Here is a 5,628-nt window from a genome sequence, read left to right as displayed (position 1 = left end):
ACTTCGCCCGGTCCGGCCCCGCCCCCGTTCGAGGCGCGTGGTCGGGCGGAGCCCGGTACCCGGCGGAGCCGGGTTCCCCGGAGCCGCACCCGCTCCGGGGACCACCGCCCCAGCTGCGGCTTCCGGCCCGACAACGCCCTCACGACACCGCATCGGCGAGGACTCGGCGGTACGCTGACCTCGCCCCACCCACATGCCCGAAGGGAATCGCCCCATGCCGCTCGAAGCCGGCCTCCTGCAGATCCTCGCCTGCCCCGCCTGCCACTCGCCCCTCGAGGACAAGTCGGCCGACGAGACGACCCCCGAGCTGATCTGCACCGGCCAGGACTGCGGCCTCGCGTACCCGGTCCGTGACGGCATCCCCGTGCTCCTCGTGGACGAGGCCCGCCGCCCCGCCTGACCCCTGCCGCGCCCGCGAAGCAAGGGCGGACGCAGACGCAGACGCTGAGACCGATTCCGCAACCCTGGATCCGTCAACACCGCCGGAGGCCGCCATGCTCGACGAGTCGCTCCTCGACGCACCGGACGATCTCGCCCGCGTCGACCGCCGGGGCCTGCTCCGCAGTGCGGCCGAGGCTGGAGCCAGAGTCCGTACCGCCGCCCGGCACGCGACCGAGGCCGGCCTCGCCGAGCTGCGCCCCGACGGCCGCCCGCGCTCCGTCCTGATCGCCGGGCCCGGCACCGCCGCCACCGGAGTCGCCGACCTGCTCGGCGCCCTCGCCGGAGCCTCCGCGCCCGTCATCCGGCTGGAACCCACCGGCGTCGCCCACGCGGCCGGCGCGCTGCGCTGGGCGCTGCCCGGCTGGGCCGGCCCCGTCGACCTGCTGCTCCTCGCCACCACCGACGGCACCGAGCCCGGTCTCGCCGTCCTCGCCGAGCAGGCGTACCGCCGAGGCTGCACCGTCGTGGCCGTCGCCCCCGAACGCTCACCGCTGAGCGAGGCGGTGGACGGCGCGCACGGGCTCCTCGTACCGATGGCCAAGGCCCCGTACCAGGAGTACGACGAGTCCGCCGCGGCTGGACCCGGCGCCCTGTGGGCGCTGCTGACGCCGCTGCTGCTGCTCCTCGACAAGGTCGGCCTGATCACGGCCGCCCCCGACACCCTGCAACTCGTCGCCGACCGGCTCGACCGGACCGCCGAACGCTGCGGGCCCGCCATCGCCACCTACTCCAACCCGGCCAAGACCCTCGCCGCCGAGCTGGCCGACTCGCTCCCGCTGATCTGGAGCGAGGGCATCGGTGCCGCCCCCGCCGGCCGCCGGTTCGCCGCCACCCTCGCCGAGCTCGCCGGCCGCCCCGCCCTGGCCGCCGTGCTTCCCGAGGCGCTGCCCGCCCACGGCATCCTGCTCGCCGGATCCTTCGCCGCCGGAGCCGACCCCGACGACTTCTTCCGTGACCGGGTCGAAGAGCCCCAGGCCCTTCGCGCCCGCATCGTCCTGCTGCGCGACCGGCCGTCCGGTGGCCTCACCGCCGCCCCCGCCGCACGCGAGCTCGCCCACAGCCACGACACGGCGATCAGCGAGCTCGAACCGGAGGAGGGCGTCGAACTGGAGCAGCTCGCCGAACTCCTCGCCGTCACGGATTTCGCCACCGCCTACCTGGCGTTGGCTTCCGGCGGACACAGCTGAGGCACTGAAGTACCCAGCTCTATCCAGGAAGACGACGATGGACCGCCTGACGAACACGATCCGCCCCTACGCCTGGGGATCCACCACGGCCCTCGCCACGCTCCTCGGTGTCGAACCCACCGGTGAGCCCCAGGCCGAGATGTGGATGGGAGCCCACCCCGGCGCCCCCTCCCGCATCGACCGGGGAGCGGGCGAGCGGGCCCTCTCGGACGTCATCGCGGCCGATCCCGAAGGCGAGCTGGGCGCCGCCACCGTCGCCAAGTTCGGCCCCCGGCTGCCCTTCCTCTTCAAGATCCTCGCCGCCGGCGCCCCGCTCTCCCTCCAGGTCCACCCCGACCGGGCCCAGGCCCGGGCCGGCTTCGAGGACGAGGAGCGCCGCGGGGTCCCGATCGACGCCGACCACCGCAACTACAAGGACCCCAACCACAAGCCCGAGATGATCTGCGCGCTCACCGCGTTCGACGGGCTGTGCGGCTTCCGCCCACCGCTGGAGGCCGCGGAACTCCTCGCGGGCCTGGACGTGGACAGCCTCAAGCCGTACGTCGACCTGCTGCGCGCGCACCCCGAAGAGGCCGCCCTGCGCGAGATGCTGACGGCCGTACTGACCGCGGACCGCGCCGAAATGGCCCACACCCTGCACGAGGTCGCCGCCGCCGTCACGCGCCTCGGCGGCCGGTACACCCCGTACGCCACGCTGGTCCACCACTTCCCGGGCGACCCGGGAGTCATCGCGGCGATGCTGCTCAACCACGTCCGACTCCAGCCCGGCGAGGCGATGTTCCTCGGCGCCGGCGTCCCGCACGCCTACATCGACGGTCTCGGCGTCGAGTTGCTGGCCAACTCGGACAACGTGCTGCGCGCCGGTCTCACCCCCAAGCACGTGGACGTGCCCGAGCTGCTGAAGATCGCGAAGTTCGAGCCGGGCGACCCGAACCTGCTGCGCCCCGAGGGCGACGCCGAGGAGGTCTACGAGACCCCCATCGACGAGTTCCGGCTCTCCCGCTTCGTCCTCGCGCCCGGCGGCGCCACCCGCGTGCTCCCGCACGACGCCCCGCAGATCCTGCTCTGCACGGCCGGCTCCCCGCACGCCGGCGAACTGGCCCTGAGTCCTGGCGAGTCGGTCTTCGTGCCGGCGGGCGAAAAGGTCGAACTGTCCGGAACCGGGACGATCTTCCGGGCCACCGTGCTGGTCTGACGTAGCCTCCCTCCCACCGACTGCAACAATGTGCGGCCGGTAGTCAGTGGCTAGGAAGGACACCCTGCACCCATGAGCGCGTCGGGCGGTACCAAGGCGATCGTGGCGGCACTCGCCGCCAACCTCGCCATCGCTGTAGCCAAATTCGTGGCATTCCTCTTCAGCGGCTCCTCGTCGATGCTCGCGGAAAGCGTCCACTCGCTGGCCGACTCCGGGAACCAGGGGCTGCTGCTCCTCGGCGGCAAGAAGGCCCAGCGCGAGGCCACGCCCCAACACCCCTTCGGGTACGGGCGCGAGCGCTACATCTACGCCTTCCTGGTCTCCATCGTGCTCTTCACCGTCGGTGGCATGTTCGCCATCTACGAGGGCTACGAGAAGATCCACGAGCCGCACCCCATCGAGGCCTGGTACTGGCCCGTGGGCGTCCTGGTCTTCGCGATCATCGCGGAGTCCTTCTCCTTCCGGACCGCCATCAAGGAATCGAACGAGATCCGCGGCAAGCTGACGTGGACCCAGTTCATCCGGCGGGCCAAGGCCCCCGAGCTGCCCGTTGTCCTCCTGGAGGACTTCGGCGCCCTCGTCGGTCTGGTCCTCGCCCTCGGCGGTGTCGGCCTCGCCCTGCTGACCGGCGACGGGATCTGGGACGGCATCGGCACCCTGTGCATCGGCATCCTGCTCATCCTCATCGCGATCGTCCTGGCCGCGGAGACCAAGTCGCTCCTGCTCGGCGAGGCCGCGGGTGTCGACGACGTCGAGAAGATCAAGGCCGCGGTCGTCGACGGGGACGTCGTCACCCGCGTGATCCACATGCGCACCCTGCACCTGGGCCCGGAGGAGCTGCTGGTCGCCGCCAAGATCGCGGTCGAGGGCCACGACACCGCGACCCAGGTGGCCGACGCGATCAACGCGGCCGAGGCCCGCATCCGCGAGGCGGTCCCGATCGCCCGGGTGATCTACCTGGAGCCGGACATCTACCGCCCCGAGGCCGCCGGGTAACGCACGTACGCCGAAGGCCCCCGCGAGCAGCAGCCCGCGGGGGCCTTCGGGTTTCCGTGGTCGGTCAGGACTCCTCGACGTGTACGGCGCCCCAGACGGGGCCCGCCGGTACGGCTGCCGCGTTCCTCCGTCGCACCACCCGTGCGGAGATGCCCAGCCCGATCCCCACGGGCAGGACGAGGGTGCCGACGGTCGATACCGCACCGAGGGTCAGCAACAGCACGTTCTCTTCGGGGACCCGGACCCCGGCCACGTCCGACACCGCCAGCGTGCCGTACTGGAGCTCCGGGTAGTAGCGGGAGTCCGCGGAGTTGCCGCGGTTGTCACCCAGGACGAAGACCCGGCCCCGCGGCACCGAGACGGCGAAGCTGAGGCCCGGGTCACCGGGAGCGCCGCCCAGCACGTAGGGCTCGTCGAGCGGCTGCCCGTTGAGGGTCAGGGTCTTGTCCCCCTTCGCGTAGGCGATGTGGTCGCCCTCCACGGCCACCACGCGCCCGATGGAGACCCCGTCCCTCTGCCAGGCCACGCTCGTGAAACCGATGACGTCACCACGACGCACTTCCGCCGGATCCCTCTTCAGCAGGAGCTCGTCCCCGTCGCGGAGGGTGGGCAGCATGGCGTCGCCGGCGTAGTAGACCGGCTTGAACATCTTCACCATGAGCATGATCGCCGCGACGTTCAGCGCGACCCCCAGGATCAGCAGGACGATCGCCCATATCCCCAATGTGCGCCCAGGTCTGTGCTGCATGACTCCGAAACCCCTCCCACCAGTGTGAACGGCCGGAAGACTACGGTCTGGCCGAAACCGTACGGAGGCGGGGTCCCGATCACCGGATCTCCCTCCGTACCCGCTGGTCGACGCGCCGTCAGCCGCGGCCCGTGACCGTCCCCCGAAGCCGGCGCCCACCCACGACCACCCGGCTTCTTCCTCGTCCGACTGGGGCGCGCTCCGTCGATCGGTGTAGATTCGTGCCCAGTGTCAGACGTCGCTGCTGATGGCGGGTCGGGCGGTCCCTGCGACCGGCCGAGGGGAGAGAGGACCCCCGACGGACTGTGCTCGGTGTCCCGTCCCCAGGACGGCGCACGGCCCAGCCGTACCCACCCTCTCGAACCATGAGGAGCAGCACCCATGGACTTCAAGGTCGCAGACCTCTCCCTTGCCGCGTTCGGCCGCAAGGAGATCACCCTGGCCGAGCACGAGATGCCGGGTCTGATGTCGATCCGCGCCGAGTACGCGGAGGCGCAGCCGCTGGCCGGCGCCCGCATCACCGGCTCGCTGCACATGACCGTGCAGACCGCCGTGCTCATCGAGACCCTCGTCGCCCTCGGCGCCGACGTCCGCTGGGCCTCCTGCAACATCTTCTCCACCCAGGACCACGCCGCCGCGGCCATCGCGGTGGGCCCGAACGGCACCCCGGAGAACCCGCAGGGCGTTCCCGTCTTCGCCTGGAAGGGCGAGACGCTGGAGGAGTACTGGTGGTGCACGGAGCAGGCGCTGACCTGGCCGAACACCCCCACCGGCGGCCCGAACATGATCCTCGACGACGGTGGTGACGCCACCCTCCTCGTCCACAAGGGCGTCGAGTTCGAGAAGGCCGGCTCCGCCCCGGACCCGTCGACGGCGGACTCCGAGGAGTACGCCCACATCCTCACCCTGCTCAACCGCACCCTCGGCGAGGCTCCGCAGAAGTGGACGCAGCTCGCGTCGGAGATTCGCGGTGTGACGGAGGAGACCACCACCGGTGTCCACCGTCTCTACGAGATGATGTCCGAGGGCACCCTGCTGTTCCCGGCGATCAACGTGAACGA

The 5,628-nt window shown here is 71.6% G+C and carries 6 protein-coding genes; 5 read left to right on the top strand and 1 reads right to left on the bottom strand.

Features of this window, described 5'->3' with window-relative positions; translation table 11 throughout:
• Window positions 1–214: 214 nt before the first annotated feature.
• The 4 genes from ACGFYY_RS42135 (at window position 215) to ACGFYY_RS42120 (ending at window position 3,819) form a co-directional block, all read left to right on the top strand.
• A complete protein-coding gene (locus ACGFYY_RS42135; RefSeq protein ID WP_327385137.1) occupies window positions 215–400 on the top strand; it encodes a Trm112 family protein in 186 nt (61 codons plus the stop codon).
• A gap of 94 nt (window positions 401–494) precedes the next feature.
• Window positions 495–1,628: an SIS domain-containing protein gene (locus ACGFYY_RS42130; RefSeq protein ID WP_393717911.1), complete on the top strand. Its 1,134-nt coding sequence runs from the start codon at window positions 495–497 to the stop codon at window positions 1,626–1,628.
• A gap of 37 nt (window positions 1,629–1,665) precedes the next feature.
• Window positions 1,666–2,823, top strand: coding sequence for a mannose-6-phosphate isomerase, class I (gene manA, locus ACGFYY_RS42125; RefSeq protein ID WP_393717909.1), 1,158 nt, complete (start codon window positions 1,666–1,668; stop codon window positions 2,821–2,823).
• A 72-nt stretch (window positions 2,824–2,895) separates the two neighbouring features.
• The gene (locus tag ACGFYY_RS42120) at window positions 2,896–3,819 is read left to right on the top strand and encodes a cation diffusion facilitator family transporter (protein ID WP_393717907.1); all 924 of its coding nucleotides are present in this window, start codon (window positions 2,896–2,898) and stop codon (window positions 3,817–3,819) included.
• A gap of 64 nt (window positions 3,820–3,883) precedes the next feature.
• Here the strand turns inward: ACGFYY_RS42120 and lepB are convergent, their stop codons facing one another.
• On the bottom strand, window positions 3,884–4,567 hold the full coding sequence (gene lepB / locus ACGFYY_RS42115; protein ID WP_393717905.1) for a signal peptidase I: 684 nt from the start codon (window positions 4,565–4,567) through the stop codon (window positions 3,884–3,886).
• Between the two features lie 381 nt (window positions 4,568–4,948).
• Between lepB and ACGFYY_RS42110 the strand changes: the two genes are divergently transcribed.
• A partial coding sequence (locus ACGFYY_RS42110; protein ID WP_393717903.1) for an adenosylhomocysteinase occupies window positions 4,949–5,628 on the top strand: 680 nt, incomplete at its 3' end.

The sequence above is a fragment of the Streptomyces sp. NPDC048331 genome (assembly GCF_043201215.1).
Taxonomy (GTDB): domain Bacteria; phylum Actinomycetota; class Actinomycetes; order Streptomycetales; family Streptomycetaceae; genus Streptomyces.
This window is presented reverse-complemented; position numbering and strand designations above follow the sequence as displayed.